The organism is Paraplanobispora takensis, assembly GCF_016863195.1.
In the GTDB taxonomy this organism is placed as follows: Bacteria; Actinomycetota; Actinomycetes; order Streptosporangiales; family Streptosporangiaceae; genus Planobispora; species Planobispora takensis.
Genome location: NZ_BOOK01000037.1, coordinates 107,377 through 125,331, shown reverse-complemented (window position 1 = coordinate 125,331; position 17,955 = coordinate 107,377). Strand labels below are relative to the sequence as shown.

Genomic DNA, 17,955 nt, shown 5'->3' with positions numbered 1-17,955 from the left:
GCTAACGTGAGGATCACCACGCGTCGAGGAGGCCACATGCCGCGGACCGGAGTCATCGTCACGGGAGGCGCGTCCGGGATCGGGCGGGCCTGCGCGCTGGCGCTCGCCGAGACGGGACGGCCGGTCGCCGTCTGGGACGTGGACACCCCGGGCGCCAAGGAGACGGCCTCCTTCGCCGCGATGAACGGCGCCACCGCCGTCGGCCTGACCGTCGACGTCACCGACAGCTCCGCCTTCCCCGACGCGCTCGCCGCCACCCGCGACGCCCTCGGCCCGGTCGGCGGCCTGGTCCACGCGGCCGGGATCGCCGGGCCCATGGCGATCGGCGACCTCGACGAGGCGTCCTGGGACCGGGTGCTCAACGTCAACCTGCGCGCCCAGGCCCTGCTGGTCAAGGCGATCCTTCAGGACCTCCGGAGCAACGAGGGCTCGGCGATCGTGGGCGTCTCCTCCATCGAGGGCCTGGTCGGCCAGGCCTTCGTCCCGGCGTACTGCTCCTCCAAGGCCGGTCTGCTCGGCCTGACCCGCTCCATGGCCCACGAGCTGGCCCCGATCCGGGTGAACGCGGTCTGCCCCGGCTACATCGACACCCCGATGCTGACCGGCGCCACCGGCGGCGACCCGGGCTTCATGGAGGCGTTCAGGAAGAAGGCGATCACCGGCCGCCTCGGCCGCCCCGAGGAGGTCGCCGCGGCCGTGCGGTTCCTGATGAGCGACGAGGCGTCCTTCATCACCGGCGCCCACCTGGTCGTCGACGGCGGCGCCACCGCCGTCGACCGCTGATCCGGAAAAAGCCGCATCCCCTCCGTATCGACACCGTTACAGTGGGCGACATCGTCCACGGGGGAACGGAAAAAAGCATGGCCATCGCCGTAGCGGGCTGCCGGCGCGAACTGCCCCCGGAGTTTCCTCTGGTGCATCCCGAGAACTCCGGCAACATGATCCACGCCAACGCGCCCTTCGAGATGTTCGACGACTGCGTCTACCGCCTGGACCGCCAGTGGCGGTCGCTGACCGGCGCCACCTCCTTCGCCGACTTCGTCAACCGGCACTGCAGCCATCTGGTGTTCACCATGGCGAACACCCTCAGGCTCGGCTCCGACGACGCGAGCCCCTACCTCCGGCTGCGCGAGCTGCTGGACCGCATCGACAAGCCCATCGTCATCTTCGGCCTCGGCGTCCAGGCCGAGACCGACGACCTGACCGGGGCGACGCTGCCCGCCGAGGCGACCGGCGTGCTGCGCGACCTACAGGAGCGGTGCGCGGTCATCGGGGTCCGGGGGGAGACGACCAGGCGGGTGCTGGAGCAGATATGCGGGGTGACCAACACCAAGGTCGTCGGCTGCCCGTCGCTGTTCTCCCGCCCGGCCCAGCTGGCCCGGCTCCGCAAGAACCTCAGGAACCTCAGGAACGGCGAGGGCCGTCCGGCGTTCTCCGGCACCAAGCTCAAGGAGGAGGCCGAGACGCGGCTGCTCCACGACGCCATCCGCAACGACACGTTCATGATCGAGCCGTCGAACCGGCGCAGCCACCAGTTCTACGTCGACGTCACCCGCGGCCGCGGGGACGGCCGGATCCCGTCCTTCCTCAAGGACTACCGCGCCCGCCGCCTGCGCCGCACACGGGGGACGCGCGACCAGCTGGAGAGCTACTACCAGCGCAGATACCGGCTCTTCCGGGACACGAAGTCCTGGTACCAGTTCAACCAGGAGTCGGTCTCGTTCACCTACGGCACCAGGTTCCACGTCAACATGGCGTCGATCCTCAGCGGCAGGCCGGCCCTGTGGCTGACCCACGACGCCAGGACGCGGGAGCTGACGGACTTCCTGCACCTGCCCGCCGTACCCGTCGGGACCGTCCGGGACATGAGCGTCGGGGAGATCGGGTCGCTGATCGACTACGACGACTTCTTCGACCACATCGGCGGGCTCTTCGACAACTTCAACGACTATCTGGAGGTCAACGGGCTGCCCCCGGTGAAGCGCCCCGTGATCTGAGGGTCCGCTTCCACAGCAGGTCGACGACGACGGACAGCAGGATGATCCCGACGAGCGTGAGAGCCGTGACCGGCTCCTCGGCGAGCGTCGTGACGCAGAACACGACGAACGTCCCGAGCGTGCACACCACCGCGACGACGAGGACGATCAGGCTGGCGCCGGTCTCCCGCCGGACTCGGAAGTGCGCGAACGTGACCGCGGAGAAGACCAGCAGGGCGACGGCGCTGCCCAGCGACGCGATGCTGTTGAGGTTGAAGAAGACCACCATGAGCAGGGTCGCGCCCGCCATGATCAGCAGTCCTGCCGACGCCCTGCGCCGCCCGACGAACCGTCCGAACACCGGCGGGAACTGGCCGGTCGAGGCCAGATACCCGGCCAGGCCGATGGAGGGGTACAGCCCCGAGTTCACCGCGCCGGTCGTGGAGAACAGCGCCGTGATGACCATCAGGACGTAGCCGAACTGGCCCAGGGTCGGCTTCGCCGCCTCCGCGAGCGCCGTCCCGCCCGAAGCGATCACCTGGTCCACGGTGAGCGTGCCGAAGACCCCCAGCGCGACGGCGACGTACACCGCCGTGGCGATCCCCAGCGCCAGGAACATGGCCCTGGGCAGCTGGCGGGAGGGTTCGGGGAGGTCCTTGGCGGTGAAGGTGATGACGCCGAACCCGAGGAACGCGAAGAACGTCAGCGCGACGCTCGAGACGATCTCCCGCACACCGGGATAGCCGGAGGGGGCGAGCAACGAGGGCTCCATGTTCACCATCGTGACGACCGCGAAGACCACGAGGATGGAGATGACCACCTTGACGATCACGGACTGGACCCGGGCGACGGCCGTCGAGCCCGCGACGTTCAGCGCCGTCATCGCGACGACGAGCAGGCAGGAGAACACCTTGGCCCACGTCTGGTCCTGACCGGCCACGACCGCGCTCGCGTAGCTGCCGAAGGTCACCGCCACCATGGCGGTGACGATGGCGTTGGCCGCGTAGACGAGCCAGGCGGTGACGGCCGTGACGTGCCCCTCCCCGAAGCCCCGCGCCATGTACTCGAGCATGCCGCCGGCCGAGGGGTACTTCGCGCCGAGCTTGGCGAACGAGTATCCGTGGAGGATCGCGATCCCGCCCGCCAGCAGGAACGACAGCCACACCGCCGCGCCGGCGATCTCGCCCGCCGCCCCGAGGAGGGCGAAGATCCCGGCGCCGACCATCGCCCCCAGGCCGATGAACGCCGCCTGGAAGACCGTGAACTGCCGGTTCTCCTCTGTGGTCGCCATGAACGCCTCCCACCGCCGGACAGGTCGCCATGACCGCTTCCCGCCACCGGACACGGTCGCCGTGACCGTTCCCCATCACCGGACACGGCGGCGACCGGCGTCGCCACGGCCCTCCCAGGCTCCGGCCGGAGCCGGAGCCCGGGATCACCCGGCGCGGGTGAGAAGGGCCGGCGGGATCACGGCGCCTCCGGGATCACAGCGCCCGCGGCAGCAGGCCCAGGGGCGGGGAGCCGAGCTCCAGCATGGCGGTGTGGAAGCGCTTGAGCGTGAAGGACGCGCCCCACTCGGCCCTGGCCCGCTCGCGCAGATCGAGGATCTCCAGCTTGCCCCAGGTGTAGCGGCCGTAGGTCGGGTCGAAGGTGGCGCGGCGGGCCTCCGACAGCGCGGCCGGACCGGCGATGTGGGTGTCGGCCTCGAAGCGGCGGGCGCCCTCCTCGACCGTCATCGCCCCGGTGTGCACGCCGATCGCGCAGGCCATCCGGGTCACCCGGATCAGCGCCTCCAGCCACACGCCGATCTCGAAGCGCGGGTCGTCGGGGGCGAAGCCCTCCTCGACGCAGAGCTCCTCTGCGTAGTGCGCCCAGCCCTCCGCGAACGCCGGCGACATCAGCGTCCGGCGCACGTCGGAGCGGGCATGACGCAGGGCGCGGCTGTGGGAGAAGTGCCCCGGGGCGACCTCGTGGACGTTGATCGCCGGAAGCGTGGTGGCGCTGAAGACCTCCAGCCACTCCTCGATCTCGTTCTCCGGCCAGGCGGGGTCGGGCGGGGTGATGTGATACCACGACGGGGCCTCCGGCTCGCCCGGGGCGGCCCAGCTGATCATCGCCATGGCCCACCGGCGCGACTCGGGCGCGATGCCGACCAGGCACTCGCCGTCGTGGTAGGGGACCAGGTCCCGCTCCCGGGTGAAGGCGATCGCCCGCTCGGTGCCCTCCCGGGCGGCGTCGATCACGCCGTCGATGCCGGGGTGGTCGCGGACCAGCTCGCGGCAGACCTCCAGCGGCGGCCGGTCGCCGTGCCCCAGCTTCGCGCACGACTCGGTCAGCCGCTCCATGAGCCGGTCGCGCTCGGCGTCGGCCCGCTCGGCGAGCCGTCCCAGGTCGACCGGGATCCCCTCGTCCGCGCTCATCAGCCCGGCCAGGCCGGCCGCGCCCAGGGAGGCATCGGGGTCGCCGGACCGCGAGGCCTCCTCGATGTGCTCGACCAGGCGGGCGTGGGCCTTCAGCGCCGCCTCGCGCACCGCCTCGTCCGCCTCCCGGGGGATCCCGGCGGCCAGGCCGCGCGCCGCCCCCAGCAGGGACGTGGCGACCGGCGCGCTGAGCCGGTCGAGCGCGGCGACCGCGTTGTCCACCGCCTCGGGCCAGCGGGCCAGATGGGCCAGCCGGGCGGCGTCCCGCTCGGCCCGCGGGGCGTACTCCCGGTCGTAGGCGGCCAGGTCCATGCCCTCCAGGTGCTCCATCGGGCTGCGCCGGTACAGCTCCAGCTCGCCGTACCGGACCCGGGAGGACTCCTCGAAGACCTCCAGGTGGGCGGTGTCGTAGGGGTCGTCCGGCGACGGCCCGCGGCCCAGCGCGGCCAGCCCGGCGCGCACTCCGTCCGGCGACAGGTCCTGGATCGTCCCGTCGTACTCGTGGCGTCCGGCCATCTCCCGGGATCCCGCGACGCTCAGGTCGCACACCGCCCGCAGGCGGGAGTCGAGTTCGGTCATGCGGCCGACGCTATCCCAGCGGCTCCCGGTCCTCGACCGGGAGACGTCACCGGAAATGTCAGGGCGGTGTGGCACCGTACCCGCCATGGCGCAACCTCTCAAAGAGATGATCGGCACCGCCTCCGTGGGGCTGCTCGCCGACGGCGTGACGGCGGCCTGGACGCCGTTCCCCCGCGACCGGTTCGTCGCCGGGGCGAGCGCCGGGCTGGCCGGTCTGGAGCTGAAGGACCGCGTCCGGCACGTCGCCCGGCACCTGGGCGAGGCGCTGCCCCCGGCGTTCCCGCACGCCGCCGGGATCCTCCGCGAGGCCGCCGCCCGCGTCCGGCTGGACATGTGGAGCGGCTGGCCCGCCACCGACTACGTCGCCGGGCACGGCCTCGGCCATCTCGACGAGGCGATGACCACGCTCGCCGTGCTCACGCCGTACGCCACGGGAGAGTTCGCCGTCCGGCCCTACCTCGACCGTCACGGCGAGGACGCCCTGAAGATCATGTACGGCTGGGCGGAGTCGCCCGACGAGCACCTGCGGCGCCTGGCCTCGGAGGGGTCGCGGCCCCGGCTGCCCTGGGCGACGCGGGTCCGGTGGCTGATGGAGCCCGGCCCGACCCTGCCGATCCTCGACCGGCTCCGCGACGACCCCGGCGAATACGTCCGGCGCTCGGTGGCCAACCACGTCAACGACATCGCCAAGGACCACCCCGGCGTCGCGGTCGAGCTGCTCGGCCGCTGGCGTTCCGAGGGCGGCTCCCACGTCGAGAGGGTCCTGCGCCATGCCGTGCGCGGCCTGCTGCGCGCGGGGCATCCCGGCGGCCTGGAGCTGGTGGGCGCCGCCCCGGGCGGCGGGTCGGTGCGGACCCTGGTGCTCGACGCCGACCGGGTGGCCGTCGGGGAGCGCCTGCGGTTCACGGTCACGGTCGCGGCCGACTCCCCCGGGCCGCTCGTGCTCAAATACGCGATCCGGCGCGACGGCTCGCGGCGCGTCTTCCATCTCGGCGAGCGCCGGGCCGAGGTCCCCGGCGAGGCGGTCACGGTGGCGAAGGCCCACTCGTTCCGCCCGGTGACCACCCGCACCGAGCCCCCGGGCCCCCGCGTCCTGGAGATCGTCGTCAACGGCACGGTCCGGGCGAGCGCCCCCTTCACCCTGGCCGAGGCCTGACCCGCCCCGTCGCGGAGCGGATTCGACCCGGGCGAGGTGCCCGACACCTGCGTGTGAGCCCGCACGGGCCCCGCGCGTCCTCGCCGTCCCCGGCGGCCGCCTCGCCGATTCCCGCCCCTCTCATCGGTTCCCGCCCCTCTCATCGGTTCCCGCCTCTCTCACCGGCTCCCGCCTCCGGGTGGTGGGACGGATGTCCGGGCCGATGGCATGCCGCCTGCGAGGATGGCGGTATGGCCTTGAGAATCACCACTCTCGCCGAACGCCCGGAACTCGCCGGGGCGATCTGGGCGATGGACAATCCCTGGCCGGAGTTCATGCTCCACGACCCGATGGCGAATCTCTTCTACGACGTCTGCGAGAGCGCCTACCCGGAGTTCGTCCTGGTCGCCGACGACGACGCCGATCCCGGGCGCCTGGCGGCCAGGGCGTTCAGCGTCCCGTTCACCTGGACGCGCGAGGAGCTGCCGGACGGCGGCTGGGACGGCGCGATCCTGCGGGCCTGGCACACCCGGCGGACCGGTGGGACCCCCGGCAGGGTCACCGCCCTGGAGATCACCGTCAGGACCGATCTGCTGGGCAAGGGATTGTCGCCGACCATGCTCGGCGCGCTGCGGGACAACGCCGCCCGGCTCGGGTTCACCGAGATGCTGGCCCCGGTACGGCCGAACGCCAAGCACCTGGAGCCGCGCACCCCGATGGCGGATTACGCCGCGCGGACCCGGCCCGACGGCCTCCCCGCCGACCCGTGGCTGCGCGTGCACATCCGCGCCGGCGGCGGGATCGTGAAGGTGGCGCCCCGCTCGATGACGATCTCCGGCACGCTCGCCGAGTGGCGTGAGTGGACCGGCCTGCCCTTCGACGCGAGCGGCGAGATCGAGGTGCCCAAGGCCCTCGTCCCGGTCCACTGCGACGTCGGGCAGGACCACGCCGTCTACGTCGAGCCCAACATCTGGGTCCGGCACCCCCTGGCCTGAGCCGGCGGGCTCACCGTCCCGGCCCGGCCGGAGGCTGCGGACCCGGCCTCCCGGTGACGGCACGGGATCGGAACCGGGGACGCCGCGGCACCGGGACCGCAGACGCCTCGCGACGGTGCCCTGCCGTTCAGGACGACTCCCGGACGACCAGGACCGGGTTCCACGGGTGGATGTGGTCCGGTTCGGCGGGGGCCTCCTGTTCCATGAGCTCCTCCAGCCGCCGGGCGAGGAGGGACGGCATCGCGGAGACGTCGATCCGGACCGTGGTGAGCCTCGGGCGCAGGAGGGTGGCCAGCGGCAGGTCGTCGCAGCCGACCATCCGCACGTCACCGGGTACGGCGACGCCCGCGTCGCGCAGCACGGTCATCAGCAGCATGGCGTAGTCGTCGTTGTAGGCGAACACCCCGTCCACCCGCCGCCACACGTCGAGCAGGGCGGCGGCGCCTTCCTCGCTGAAGGGCAGGTCGGCCCTGGTCAGCGGGACTCCCCGGGCCTCGGCGACCCGCCGGGCCCCGCTCAGCCGGTGCTCGCCCATCTCGCGCAGGCCGGGCTCCGCCGGGACGACCGCGGCGATCGTACGGCAGCCGCGGTCGATCAGGTGCCCGGCCGCCAGGGCCCCTATGCCCGCGTGGTCGACGACGACGCTCGCGGTCACGGCCGAGGAGTGGGCCCCCAGCGCGACGACGGCCTTGACCCCGGCCGAGCGCAGGACGGCCACCGCCTGCTCGTCGAGCTTCCCGGCCCCGGCCAGCACCGCGACCGGCCGCAGCTCGGCCCAGGCGCGGGCGGCCGGGACCCCGCGCAGCCGGCGGGCGCCGTACTGGACCAGGGTGTAACCGCGCCGGGAGAGCTCCCGGTCGAGCTCCTCCAGCATGCCGATGGCCAGCGGTCCGTACGGCACGTCGTCCATGGAGATCAGGATCAGCCCGCTCCGTCCGGTGCGCAGCGTGCGCGCCCCGGCGTGCGGCACGTATCCCAGTCGCTCGGCGGCCTCCCGCACCCGTTCCCGCGTCTCGTCGCTGACCCGGGCGCCCGGTCGGTCGTTGAGCACGTACGAGACCGTCGCCTGGGAGACGCCGGCCAGCCGGGCGACGTCGAGGCTGGTGGGAGGCTTGGCGTTCATCGCCTCCATTCTCGCCGCCCCGGCGGGGACTTCGCCCGCTCCGCTCCACCGGGGGACCCCGTCCCGGGACGGCCGTTACAGAACTTTGCTCTTGTCATCTCCGGCGGGCGGGTGCTATCAACTGATTATACGTATAACCACTGCGTCACCCCCACTTTGAGCTGCGCGAAAGGAACGACGATGACTTTGGCGAGCCGCGCGTGAGCGCCCTCGGCACTCCCCCCGCCGCGACCCGTAAGGACGGCCTGCCCAAGCTGCTGGGCGTCCTCGGTGTCGCCAACGCCGTCATGTACATGCTCTATCTGGGCGTCGGCGGTCTGCTCGTGCAGACTCAGATCGCCGAGATCGACCCCGAGAACAAGGTCGCCAACGTGGCCATGGTCGCCGGCGTCAGCGCCGTGTTCGCCACGGTCTTCAACCCGATCGGCGGCACGCTGTCGGACCGGACCCGCTCCCGGTGGGGGCGGCGCAACCCGTGGATCATCGGCGGCGCCCTGGCCGCGCTGGCCACCATGCTGCTGATGAGCCAGGTCTCGACCATCCCGATGATCCTGCTCGGCTGGTCGCTGGCCCAGGCGATGATGAACCTCTACCAGGCCGCGCTGACCGCGATCGTCCCCGACCGGGTGCCCGAGGAGCGGCGGGGCACCGCCTCGGCGGTCATCTCCGTGGCCACCTCGGTCGGCGTCATGGTCGGCGTCCAGCTCGCGGCGTTCTTCGTGGCCGACGTCTCCCTCGGCTATCTGGTCTTCGGCTCGGCCGTGGTGCTCGGCGCGCTCCTGGTGGTCTCGCTGACCCACGACCCGCGCCCCGGGGAGTACGAGGTCACGCGGCGGCCCAGGACCTCCCTGGCCACCTCGGTCGCGGACTTCGTCTCCGCCCTCGCCCACCGGGACTTCCTGTGGGTCTTCGTCGGCCGCGCCCTGATGGTCCTGGGCTACTTCATGGTGCTGCTGTTCATGCTGTTCCTCTTCCAGGACTACATCGGCCTGTCGAAGGAGGAGGCGCCGCAGGCCGTCGCGACGACCACGATCGTCTCCACGCTGTCGGCGATGGTCGCGGCGATCGTCTGCGGCCCGTTGTCGGACCGGCTGGACCGGCGCAAGATGTTCGTGACCGCCGCGGGCCTCGTCACCGCCGTCTCGATGCTGCTGCCGCTGCTCTGGCCCAGCATGACCTCGATGATCGTCTACAGCATCGTGCACGGCGCCGCGTTCGGCGCCTACGGCGCGGTGGACATCGCGATCGTCACCCTGGTGCTGCCCAGCAAGGGGGACGCCGCCCGTGACATGGGCATCCTCAACGTCGCCAACGCGGGCCCGCAGATGATCGCCCCGTTCGTCGCCGGCGCGATCGTGAGCGCCTTCGGCGGCTATGGCGCACTGTGGGCGGTGGCGATCGTCATCTCGCTCGCCGGGGCGGTCGCCGTACTCCCCATCAGATCGGTTCGTTGAGGAAAGGGTCCATATGAAGCTCAACACACGCCAATGGGGTTCCGGCGACCGGGTCGCCGTGCTGGTCCACGGCATCATGGCCGACTCCCGGTGCTGGTGGCGGGTGGGTCCCGCGCTGGCCGGGCGCGGTTACCGGGTCATCGCGGTGGACCTTCCCGGGCACGGCGACAGCCCCCGCGGCGGGGACGAGGCGGACTACGCGCCCGAGGCGCTGGCGGCCTCGGTGCTGGAGTCGGTGCCCGCGGAGCCGGAACTGGCGATCGGCCACTCGCTGGGCGGGCTGACGCTCGGCCTGGCGGTGGAGCGGCTGCGGCCCGGCCGGGCGATCTACTCCGATCCCGCGTTCCGGCTGCCCGTCGTCGACGGCGTGCCGATGACCGAGATGCTCGCCCGGGGCAAGGACGCCACCCGCGAGCAGGTCGCCGCCTCCCATCCCGGCTTCCCCGCCGACGAGGTCGAGGTGGAGCTGGAGATGCTGGAGTCCTGGGACGTCGCGACCGCGCTCGCGCTGGGCGGGTTCTCCGGCCGGGACTTCACCCCCGAGCCGGTGGTCCCGTCCCTGGTCCAGCTCGCCGACCCCAGTTTCCTCGTCTCTCCCGGCTTCGCCGCGGAACTGAAGGAGCGGGGCTTCGAGGTCCGGATCGTGCCGGGCGCCGAGCACACCGTGCACCGACACCTGTTCGACGGCTTCATGGCCTCGATCGACGACTGGCTCTGACGATCGGGGACGCCTCCGGACGCTCCGGGACGTCCTGAGACGTCCCGGAGCGTCCCCCCGTCACGCCCCGGCGATCCGGTCGAGCAGCGCCTCCAGCGTCTTGTCGTCCGTCGCCGGGGCCATGACGGTCGCCCGCAGGTGCCGGACACCGCCGATCTCGGCCGACGTCAGGTGGAAGGCGCCCTCGTCCATCAGGCGCTCGCGGATCTCCGCCTGGTCGCCGGCGCCGTACCGGAAGCAGACGATGTTGCTCTCCGGCTCGTAGGGGAAGGTGAAGCCCGGCCGCTCCCGGCCCAGCTCCCACAGGCGGTGCGCGGCGGCGTACTGCCGGGCGACGTAGTCGCCCAGGCCGCGCTCGCCCCGCCAGGCGAGGTTGAGGAACACCTTCAGGCCCAGCTCGGCCTTGCTGCACTCCACCGTCCTGCCGATCAGGTCGAAGCCCTGGTCGCCGTAGAACAGATAGCTGGCCCGCTGGCGGAAGGCCGCGTCCAGGTCGCCCTCCCGCCGGGTCAGTACGGCGGCCGCCAGGCTGGAGGTGCGCAGCATCTTGTGCGCGTCCCAGATCATCGAGTCGGCGAGCTCGATCCCGTCGAGCAGGCGCCGGTGCCCGGCCGACAGCAGCGCCGAGGCGCCGTGCGCGCCGTCCACGTGGAACCAGACGCCGTGCGCGGCGCAGAACGCGCCGATGCCGCGCAGGTCGTCGTAGAGGCCGGTCCCGGTCGAGCAGGCGTTCGCCACCAGGGCCATCGGCCGCCGCCCGGCCCGCCGTACCCGCTCCAGCGCCGCGGGCAGCCGGGCCACGTCGATCCTGCCCAGCGGGTCGGTGTCCAGCGGCATGACCGCCCGCTCCCCCAGGCCGAGGATCGCCGCGGCGCGGGTGAGCGAGTAGTGCGCCGACTCGGGCGCGAGCAGGGCCAGGTCCGCGGGGACCCCGTCGGTCCACGCCCGGGGGGCCGCCGCCGCCCGCGCGGCCAGCAGGGCGGTGAGGTTGGCCAGCGAGCCCCCGTGGGTGAGCACGCCGCCGCCCGTCTCGCCGTACCCGGCCTTGTCCAGCATCCAGCGCAGGACCTCGAACTCGACGGTGGCCGCGGAGGCGCCCATCTCGTAGATCGCCATCGGGTTGTTGGCGGCGCCGTGCACGAAGTCGGCCAGCGCCGCGGGGAAGTCCGGGGAGGCGACCTGGTGGCCCAGGGAGGCCGGGTGGTGCAGCCGGGTGCCCTCCGCCAGATAGACGGCCAGGAAGCCGGCGTACCCCTCCGGCGTCATCCCGCCCTCGCGGATCCACCGGGCCAGGCCGAGCCGCTCGGCCAGCTCGCGCGGCGGGCGGCGGGCGACGACGGGCGGCAGGCCCCGCTGACTCTCCTCCACGTAGGCGGCCAGCCGCTCGACGGTCACGCCCGCGGCGCGGGTGAACTCCTCGACGTTCCAGATCACACGGGGATTGTGCCGGACGTCCCGGCGGGGCCGGTGGCCAGGTCCGCAGGTGCGTCCCTCAGGTCACCTCGACGACGGGCAGGCGGAGCGCGCCCGGGGCGGCGGCCGGGACGGCCGGGCTCCTCGGCGCCACCGGCGCCAGCCGGGCGTAGGACGATCCCGGCGCCGGGCGGGCGTCGGCCTCGCCCCTGTTGGGCCACAGCGCCATGGCCCGCTCGGCCTGGGCGGTGATGGTCAGCGAGGGGTTGACCCCGGGGTTGGCCGAGATCGCCGAGCCGTCCACCACGTGCAGCCCCTCGTGCCCGTACACGCGGTGGTAGGCGTCGATCACCCCCTCGGACGGCGTGGCGCCGATGGCGCAGCCGCCCAGGAAGTGCGCGGTGGCCGGGATGTCGAACAGGTCCAGCCAGGAGCCGCCGGGCATGCCGCCGATCTCCTCGGCCGCGTACCGGACGAACTCGTGGCCGGCCGGGATCCAGGTCGGGTTGGGCTCGCCGTGGCCCGGCCGCGAGCGCAGTCTCCAGCCGAGCGGGCCCCTGCGCGCCGACAGGGTGATGGAGTTGTCCTTGGCCTGCATGACCAGCGCGATGATCGTGCGCTCCGACCAGCGGCGGTGGTTGAACAGCCGCGGCACCAGATGCGGGCGCCGGGCGGCCTCGCCCAGGAACTTCAGCCAGCGCGGCGCGCCCCCGCCGTCGATCAGCAGGCTGCGCAGCAGGCCCATCGCGTTGGAGCCGTTCCCGTAGCGGACGGGCTCGATGTGCGTGTGCGCGTCGGGGTGGATGGAGGAGGTGATCGCCACGCCGTGGTTGAGCTTCTCGCCCTTGACGGACAGGCGCTCGAAACCGAGCAGCGCCTCGGAGTTGGTCCGGGTCAGCGTCCCCAGCCGGTCCGAGATCCGGGGCAGCCTCCCGCCGGCCCGCATCCGGTGCAGCAGGCGCTGCGTGCCGTACGTCCCGGCGGCGAAGACCACCTGCCCGGCGGTGAGCGTACGGCGCCGCCAGGGCTGCCCGGTCCTGGCCACCTCCACCTCGTATCCGCCCGCGGGCAGGGGCCGGACCGAGACGGCCGTGGTCTCCGGGTGCACCCTGGCCCCGGCCTTCTCGGCGAGATACAGATAGTTCTTGATCAGCATGTTCTTGGCGCCGTGCCGGCAGCCGGTCATGCACTCCCCGCACTCGGTGCAGCCGGTACGGCGCGGCCCGGCCCCGCCGAAGTACGGGTCGTCGACCTCCACCCCGGGCGTTCCGAAGAACACGCCGACCGGGGCGCGGTGGAAGGTGTCGGCCACGCCCATCCGGGCGGCGACCTTCTGCATGACCTCGTCGGCCCGGGTCAGCGTCGGGTTGACCACCACGCCCAGCATGCGCTTGGCCTGGTCGTAGTACGGCGCCAGCTCGGCCTTCCAGTCGGTGATGCCCGCCCACTGGGGGTCGGCGAAGAACGGGTCCAGCGGCTCGTACAGGGTGTTGGCGTACACCAGCGAGCCGCCGCCGACCCCGGCGCCGGCCAGCACCATCACGCCCGAGCCCCTGCCGCCGCGCAGCACGTGGATGCGCTGGATGCCCTTGAGCCCGAGGCCGGGCGCCCACAGGAAGTCGCGCAGGCGCCAGGAGGTCCGGGGCAGCGTGCGCTCGTCGAAGCGCCGCCCGGCCTCCAGCACGCCGACCTTGTAGCCCTTCTCGGTCAGCCGCAGCGCCGCCACGCTCCCGCCGAACCCGGACCCGACCACCAGCACGTCGTAGTTGAACATCCGCGACCTCCCTCCGGCCGTCTCCGCTTACTTGAGGTGGAGCTTCTTCATGGTCTTGAGCAGGCCGGCGAGCGTGTCGGCGTACTTGTCGTAGGTCATGCCGAAGATCGGCTCGAAGCCCAGCCAGGAGGCCTGGCTGGCGATGTTCTGCGCCTCGGTGTACTTCAGCAGGCCCTCGGCCCCGTGGCGGCGCCCGATCCCGGAGGACTTCATGCCGCCCATGGGCGCGTCGTAGGAGGCGTAGGCCGAGCCGTACCCCTCGTTGACGTTGACGGTCCCGGCCTTGATCCGGGCGGCCAGCGCGCGCCCGCGCGCCACGTCGCGGGTCCAGACGGAGGCGTTGAGGCCGTAGACGGTGTCGTTGGCCCGCTCCACCGCCTCGTCCTCGTCCGAGAACCGGTAGATCGACACGACCGGGCCGAAGGTCTCCTCGCGGCACAGGTCCATGGTCTCGTCCACGTCGGTCAGGATCGTGGGCTCGTAGAACAGCGGCCCGGCGTCGGGACGGGCCCTGCCGCCCGCGAGCACCCGGGCGCCCTTGGCCACGGCGTCGTCCACGTGCGCGCTCACCGCCTCCAGCTGGCGGCGCGAGGTGAGCGAGCCCATCTGCACGTTCCAGTCGAGGCCGGAGCCGAGCTTCATGTTCTTCGCCTGCCGGACGAACTTGTCGACGAACGCGTCGTGCACGGCGTCGTGGACGTAGAGGCGCTCGATGGAGATGCACAGCTGCCCGGCGTTGGTGAAGCAGGCGCGCAGCGCCCCCTGGGCGGCCACGTCCAGGTCGGCGTCGTCGAGCACGATCATCGGGTTCTTGCCGCCGAGCTCCAGCGAGCAGCCGATCAACCGCTTGGCCGCCTCCTCGGCGATCTTCCTGCCGCCCCGGGTGGAGCCGGTGAAGGCCACGTAGTCGGCGTCGTCGAGCAGCGGGTCGCCGATCTCGGCCGGCTCGCCGAGCACGACCTGCCAGATCTCCCGGGGCATGCCGAGGGAGACCAGCAGGTCGATCGTCCACAGGGTGGACAGCGCGGTCTGGGTATCGGGCTTGTGCACCACGGCGTTGCCCGCCAGCAGCGCAGGGACGACGTCCGTCACGCCGAGGGAGAGCGGGTAGTTCCAGGGGGAGATCAGCGCCACGACGCCCTTGGGGTGGCGGGTCTCGGCGACCTTCGTGGCCAGCGGGAAGATGCCCCCGCGCCGCTTGGGCTCCAGCAGGCCCGGCGCCCGGCGCGCGTAGTAGAGCGTGCAGCCCGCGACGTCGAGGACCTCCTCGAAGGCGTGCCTGCGGGCCTTGCCGGTCTCCCACTGCACCACGTCGAGGATCTCCTCGCGGCGGTCGAGCAGGGCGTCGTGCAGGCGCAGGAAGGGCTTGACCCTCTCCCGGACCGGCAGCGCGGCCCACTCCCGCTGTGCCCGGCGCGCCGCGGCGTGGGCGGTGCGAACGTCCTCGGCGGTGGAGACGGGCAGTTCGGCGAGGGTCTCCCCGGTGAACGGCGCGAGGACCACCTGCGTCTTGCCGCCGGAGGTCACGTGCCGGACGACACGTTCGATCATGAGGGGGTCGAGGGTACGGGTCGCTCCGAGAGTGGCAGCCATGCCCGAAGAATATTCGGCGAACGCCTCCGCGGCTACTGGCCGGTAGCCATCTGAACCACTCGGTGCGTCCATCCGTCATGGGGGCATGAGGACATCGATTCGTACGGCCGTCCGCAACGGGAGCGCCGTCACCCTTGCCACCGCCCTGCTCGCCACGGCGTGCAGTTCCGCCGGGACGGAGCCCGGCGCGAGCCGTACGACACCGGTGGAGCTCGGGAACGTGAAGCTGGTCTCCTACAGCGGGTGTGACGACATGCTGGCCGGGTTGCGCGAGGCGACGGCCAAGAACGTGGGACCGTGGGGCATCGGCGGGCCGCAGCTGATGTACCGCACGGCGGTCGGGGCGGAGGACACCGCGGCGGCCGGCAAGCGTGCCGAGGCCCCCGAGCACTCCACCACGAACACGCACGAGGCCGGGGTGGACGAGCCGGACCTGGTCAAGACCGACGGCAACCGGGTGATCACCGTGAACCGGGGCGTGCTGCGCGTGGTGGACACCGCGACCAGGAAGGTGACCGGCACGCTGAAGCTGGTGGACGCCGAGCAGGCGTGGGCCCCGGCGGACCTGCTGGTCAGCGGGGACCGGGCGCTGGTGCTGTTCTCCGGCGGCGGGATCATCCCCTTCGGCGCGACCGCCAAGATCGCCCCGAGCCCGGGCCCCCGCTACGTGCTCGTCGACCTGTCGGGCGAGCCGAAGGTGCTCGGCTCGATCACCCCCGAGGGCTCGCACGTGGACGCCAGGATGGTCGGCTCGACGGTGCGGCTGGTGGTGCGCAGCCAGCCCCAGATCACCTTCCCCGACGCCGGTCCCGACGCCACCGAGACCGAGCGCACCCGCAAGAACGTCGAGGTCGTCAAGGCCGCGCCGCTGGAGGCGTGGCTGCCGAAGTTCGAGGTCGCCGACGCCGCGGGCACGACGGTGAAGAACACCGTCGCCTGCGAGCAGGTCAGCCACCCGCGGGAGTACACCGGCACCTCGATGCTGACCGTGCACACCCTCGACCTGGCCCAGGGCGCCCAGGCCCTGTCGGCCAGCGCGCCGATCAGCGTGGCCGCCGACGGGGACACGGTCTACGGCACCGGCTCCAGCCTGTACGTGACCAGCAACCCGCGCTGGTGGTGGGCGATGCCGACCGACGTCATCCTGGAGGAGGAGCCGGCCGCCACGCCCGCCGCGAGCCCCTCCGGGAGTTCCTCCGGCGAGGCGGTGCCGCCGAAGGTGGAGCCCACCCCGGCCGAGGAGACCGTCACCCCGCAGCCGCAGGACCCGGCCGCCACCTCGCCGGACGACCCGACCGCCACCCGCAACCCCGAGCCGAACAACGAGACCACCGGCGTCCCCGACCCGCCCGTCTCCGCCACGCCCGAGCCCGCCACGACCCCGGCGCAGCCCCCGGAGGAGACCGAGGTGCACCGGTTCGACATCACCGCGCCGGGCGCGCCCCGCTACGTCGCCTCGGGCAAGGTGCCCGGCAGGCTGCTCAACCAGTACTCCCTGTCCGAGCACGAGGGGAACCTGCGGATCGCGACCACCCTGAACACGGACAAGAGCAGTTCCAGCGCGGTGTACGTGCTCGACGCCGGCACGCTGGCCAAGGTCGGCGAGATCGGCGGGCTGGGTGAGGGCGAGCGGATCTACTCGGTCCGGTTCATCGGCCCGGTCGGCTACGTGGTGACGTTCAAGCAGGTGGACCCGCTCTACGTGCTCGACCTGCGCGACCCCGCCGCGCCGCGGAAGACCGGCGAGCTGAAGATCACCGGATACTCCGCCTACCTGCACCCGGCCGGTGACGGACGGCTGATCGGCATCGGCCAGGAGGCCAGCGAGCAGGGCCGCACGCTCGGCACCCAGGTCTCCCTGTTCGACGTCAGCGACCCGGCCGCCCCGCGCCGCCTGTCGCAGCTGTTCCAGAAGGACTCCGGCTCCGAGGCCGAGTGGGACCCGCACGCCTTCCTCTACTGGGCCAAGACCGGCACGGCCGTCCTGCCGCTGAGCACCTGGACCGGCACCGAGCAGACCAACGGCGCCGCCCTGGTCCTGAAGATCGGCGACTCCGCCATCGACAAGACCGGCACCATCCTCCACCCCGCGCCCAAGCCGGTGGAGAACACCCGCATCGCCCCCTACGACCCGGGCATCCGCCGCTCGATCGTGATCGGCGACAGCCTCTGGACGGTCTCCGACCTCGGCCTCAAGATCAACTCCATGTCCGACCTCGCCGAGCAGGCCTGGATCCCGTTCGACTGACCCACCCCCGTACGGCCCCGCCGTACGCCCCCGACCCCCGCGCCCCCGGACCCCACCCCCGGGGGCGCGGCCGTTTCCCGGCCGAGCAGGACTTCTCCCCTGACGGATCCTCGACAACACACCGGCGGATTCTCGGTCTGCGGCAAACTGTCGGCCAGGGGCGTGGCAAAGCTACGAACAGGCCGGTGAGACGCGTGGCGAAGATCTCCCGCAGGATGGAACCTCGACTGACACGCGCGCTGTCGGCCTATCGGGTGGTCGTCGTCGGCGGACCGCGTCAGGTCGGCAAGACCACTCTGGCCCGGGAACTGACCGGAGGCCAGGGCACCTTCCGCCGGCTCGACATCGATACGACCCTCGCCACCGCGCCGGTCGGCCCCGGGCGTCGATCCTGACCTACCGTGCGATCGCACAGGGTGGTGAGGGTGTGGGTCACCCGTCGATCCCCGGCGCCCTTCCTCGCGTGCGCCCTGGTGGCGTGGGGGGCTCGGCTGCCGTGCGGCGCAGCGTGGGTGGGCGACACCCGG

General features: G+C 72.5%; 14 protein-coding genes. 8 read left to right on the top strand and 6 right to left on the bottom strand.

Annotated features, from left to right (window positions below):
* Window positions 1-36: 36 nt before the first annotated feature.
* Both Pta02_RS25915 and Pta02_RS25910 read left to right on the top strand, forming a co-directional pair.
* Complete coding sequence (locus Pta02_RS25915; RefSeq protein WP_203877525.1) at window positions 37-783, top strand: SDR family NAD(P)-dependent oxidoreductase; 747 nt, start codon at window positions 37-39, stop codon at window positions 781-783.
* 77 nt (window positions 784-860) lie between these two features.
* On the top strand, window positions 861-1,997 hold the full coding sequence (locus tag Pta02_RS25910; RefSeq protein ID WP_203877524.1) for a polysaccharide pyruvyl transferase family protein: 1,137 nt from the start codon (window positions 861-863) through the stop codon (window positions 1,995-1,997).
* Here the strand turns inward: Pta02_RS25910 and Pta02_RS25905 are convergent.
* Complete coding sequence (locus Pta02_RS25905; RefSeq protein WP_203877523.1) at window positions 1,960-3,267, bottom strand: APC family permease; 1,308 nt, start codon at window positions 3,265-3,267, stop codon at window positions 1,960-1,962. The two genes, Pta02_RS25910 and Pta02_RS25905, sit on opposite strands and share 38 nt — an antisense overlap.
* A gap of 193 nt (window positions 3,268-3,460) precedes the next feature.
* A complete protein-coding gene (locus Pta02_RS25900) occupies window positions 3,461-4,975 on the bottom strand; it encodes a DUF885 family protein (protein ID WP_203877522.1) in 1,515 nt (504 codons plus the stop codon).
* Window positions 4,976-5,060: 85 nt separating this feature from the next.
* Between Pta02_RS25900 and Pta02_RS25895 the strand changes: the two genes are divergently transcribed.
* Entirely contained in the window at window positions 5,061-6,131 is a 1,071-nt protein-coding gene (locus Pta02_RS25895) for a YhaZ family DNA alkylation repair protein (RefSeq protein WP_203877521.1), read from the top strand.
* 230 nt (window positions 6,132-6,361) lie between these two features.
* Window positions 6,362-7,105, top strand: a complete 744-nt coding sequence (locus tag Pta02_RS25890; RefSeq protein ID WP_203877520.1) for an N-acetyltransferase — start codon at window positions 6,362-6,364, stop codon at window positions 7,103-7,105.
* A 127-nt stretch (window positions 7,106-7,232) separates the two neighbouring features.
* Here the strand turns inward: Pta02_RS25890 and Pta02_RS25885 are convergent, their stop codons facing one another.
* Complete coding sequence (locus Pta02_RS25885) at window positions 7,233-8,228, bottom strand: LacI family DNA-binding transcriptional regulator (RefSeq protein WP_239131223.1); 996 nt, start codon at window positions 8,226-8,228, stop codon at window positions 7,233-7,235.
* 200 nt (window positions 8,229-8,428) lie between these two features.
* Between Pta02_RS25885 and Pta02_RS25880 the strand changes: the two genes are divergently transcribed.
* Together Pta02_RS25880 and Pta02_RS25875 are read left to right on the top strand one after the other, a co-directional pair.
* Entirely contained in the window at window positions 8,429-9,682 is a 1,254-nt protein-coding gene (locus tag Pta02_RS25880) for an MFS transporter (protein ID WP_239131222.1), read from the top strand.
* Between the two features lie 13 nt (window positions 9,683-9,695).
* Window positions 9,696-10,400 carry an alpha/beta fold hydrolase gene (locus tag Pta02_RS25875; protein ID WP_203877518.1) on the top strand — a complete coding sequence of 235 codons (705 nt, stop codon included), beginning with the start codon at window positions 9,696-9,698 and terminating at the stop codon, window positions 10,398-10,400.
* Window positions 10,401-10,460: 60 nt separating this feature from the next.
* Here Pta02_RS25875 and Pta02_RS25870 read toward each other — a convergent pair whose 3' ends face one another.
* The 3 genes from Pta02_RS25870 to Pta02_RS25860 are packed head-to-tail and all read right to left on the bottom strand — an operon-like array spanning window position 10,461 to window position 15,180.
* Entirely contained in the window at window positions 10,461-11,834 is a 1,374-nt protein-coding gene (locus tag Pta02_RS25870; RefSeq protein WP_203877517.1) for a pyridoxal phosphate-dependent decarboxylase family protein, read from the bottom strand.
* A gap of 58 nt (window positions 11,835-11,892) precedes the next feature.
* Complete coding sequence (locus Pta02_RS25865; protein WP_203877516.1) at window positions 11,893-13,587, bottom strand: GMC oxidoreductase; 1,695 nt, start codon at window positions 13,585-13,587, stop codon at window positions 11,893-11,895.
* A 27-nt stretch (window positions 13,588-13,614) separates the two neighbouring features.
* A complete protein-coding gene (locus tag Pta02_RS25860) occupies window positions 13,615-15,180 on the bottom strand; it encodes a succinic semialdehyde dehydrogenase (protein WP_203877515.1) in 1,566 nt (521 codons plus the stop codon).
* Between the two features lie 85 nt (window positions 15,181-15,265).
* Between Pta02_RS25860 and Pta02_RS25855 the strand changes: the two genes are divergently transcribed.
* Window positions 15,266-17,428, top strand: a complete 2,163-nt coding sequence (locus tag Pta02_RS25855; RefSeq protein WP_203877514.1) for a beta-propeller domain-containing protein — start codon at window positions 15,266-15,268, stop codon at window positions 17,426-17,428.
* A 194-nt stretch (window positions 17,429-17,622) separates the two neighbouring features.
* Window positions 17,623-17,823, top strand: coding sequence for an ATP-binding protein (locus Pta02_RS25850; RefSeq protein WP_203877513.1), 201 nt, complete (start codon window positions 17,623-17,625; stop codon window positions 17,821-17,823).
* Window positions 17,824-17,955: the final 132 nt, after the last annotated feature.